Annotated in this window: 2 protein-coding genes and 1 pseudogene; all 3 read left to right on the top strand. The window is 63.1% G+C overall.

Going from position 1 to position 2,167, the window contains the following annotated elements; genetic code table 11:
- Positions 1-218 (top strand): annotated as a pseudogene (locus ACXJ7R_RS30745) (ABC transporter permease); the annotation flags it as partial.
- Positions 219-247: 29 nt separating this feature from the next.
- Complete coding sequence (locus ACXJ7R_RS30740; RefSeq protein WP_457155096.1) at positions 248-1,675, top strand: gamma-aminobutyraldehyde dehydrogenase; 1,428 nt, start codon at positions 248-250, stop codon at positions 1,673-1,675.
- 38 nt (positions 1,676-1,713) lie between these two features.
- Positions 1,714-2,167 (top strand): ester cyclase (locus ACXJ7R_RS30735; RefSeq protein ID WP_457155095.1); only part of this gene is annotated, 454 nt, incomplete at its 3' end.

The following is a 2,167-nucleotide window of genomic DNA, read 5'->3' as shown; positions in this document are numbered from 1 at the left end:
CCTTCGCTCTGTCCTTCGATGAGGTCATCGTCACCACCTTCACCGCCGGCCAGCAGCAGACGCTGCCGATCTGGATGCTGGAAGAGCTGATTAGACCGCGCCAGCGCCCGGTCACCAATGTCGTCGCGATGGTCGTCGTGCTGGTGACGCTGCTGCCGATCCTCGCCGCCTATTACCTGACGCGCGATGGCGACCAGATCGCCGGTTCGGGCAAGTAAATCCACGAATTTGTAAGGGAGAGACGTCCATGGACACCCAGATGCTGATCGGCTCGAAATTCGAGAAGGGCATCGAAACCGAGGAGCCGATCCTCAATCCAAAGACCGGGGCGACCATTCTCAACCTGCCCGAAGCCAGCCCCGCCCAGATCGAGGCGGCGGTCACGGCCGCCGAACAAGCGTTCGTCTTGTGGTCGCGCACAACGCCGGCGCAGCGCTCCGGCTATCTCCTGAAGATCGCAGACCGTATCGAGGCCGAGGCACAAGGGTTCGCGACGCTCGAGGCGCTCAACTGCGGCAAGCCGATCAACGCCGTGCTGAATGACGAAATCCCAGCGATCGTCGATTGCTACCGCTTCTTTGCCGGCGCCGTTCGCTCGATGCCAGGCGTGGTCGCCGGCGAATATTTGCCCGGCCACACCTCGATGGTGCGCCGCGACGCCATCGGCATCGTTGCCTCGATCGCACCCTGGAATTACCCGCTGATGATGATGGCCTGGAAGCTGGCGCCGGCGATCGCCGGCGGCAATACCGTGGTCTTCAAGCCGTCGGAGCAGACCCCGCTGACGGCACTGAAGCTGGCAAGAATCCTTGCCGAAATCCTGCCGGAAGGCGTCGTCAATGTCGTGCTCGGCCGCGGCGAGAGCGTCGGCAACACGCTGATCAATCACCCTAAGGTCAACATGATCTCGATCACCGGCGATGTGGCCACCGGCAAGAAGGTGCTGCAGGCGGCCGCCAAATCGGTCAAGCGCACGCACCTCGAACTCGGCGGCAAGGCGCCGGTCATCGTCTTCGATGACGCCGACCTCGGCGCGGTGGTCAACGGCCTGCGCGCCTTCGGCTATTACAATGCCGGCCAGGATTGCACCGCCGCCTGCCGCATCTATGCCGGCAAGAAGATCTACGACAAGCTTGTCGCCGATCTTTCCTCGGCTGTCTCGACCATCAAGTACAATCGCCCCGACGACACCGAAAACGAGATCGGGCCCCTGATCTCGCGCCGCCAGCGCGACCGCGTCTCGAGCTTCGTCGAGCGCGCCTCTGAACTGAAGCACATCGAGATCACCACCGGCGGCAAGCCGGGCGAGGGATCGGGCTTCTACTACCAGCCGACCGTCGTTGCCGGCGCGCTGCAGGAAGACGAGATCGTTCGCCGCGAAGTGTTCGGCCCGGTCGTCTCGGTCACCCGTTTTTCCGAGGTCGACGAGGCGGTGAACTGGGCCAATGACAGTGACTATGGCCTGGCGTCATCGGTATGGACCAAGGATGTCTCGCGCGCCATGGCGACGGCTGCCCGCCTGCAATATGGCTGTACCTGGATCAACACCCACTTCATGCTGACCAACGAGATGCCGCATGGCGGGTTGAAGCAATCCGGCTACGGCAAGGACATGTCGCTCTATGCGCTGGAAGACTACACCGCCGTGCGCCATGTGATGGTTGCTCACGGCTAGCGCGCTGAAGGAAGCCATCAACAAGGCAGGAAAGAACCATGCATCGCCGCAAATTTCTGACATCCGCAGCTGTCGCCGCCGCGCTCTTTGTCGCGGCGCCGTCCTTTGCCGCCGACACCGCGCAATCGGTGGTCGAAGCCTATGTCGCCGCCTGGAACGCCCATGACGCGGCCAAGGCGGCGGGCTACTTCGCCGCCGACGTCACCTACTACGACGCTTCTGTCGGCAAACCGGTCAAGGGCAAGGAAGCCGCCAAGACCGGCGTCATCGACAATTTCCTGAAAGCAGTCCCCGACGCGGCGTGGACGATGAAGGGCGCGCCTGTCGTAGAGGGCGACCGCGTCTCGTTCGAATGGGAATTTGCCGGCACCAATACCGGCGCCTGGGCCGACGGCACTGCCGCCGCAGGCAAGGAGTTCTCCTTCACCGGCGCCTCGATGTTCTCGATCAAGGACGGCAAGATCGCCACCCAGAGCGACTATTACGATGCGC

Source organism: Mesorhizobium sp. P5_C1 (assembly GCF_054049815.1).
The sequence above is the reverse complement of the archived record's forward strand: the minus strand, read 5'-3'. Positions and strand labels throughout refer to the sequence as shown.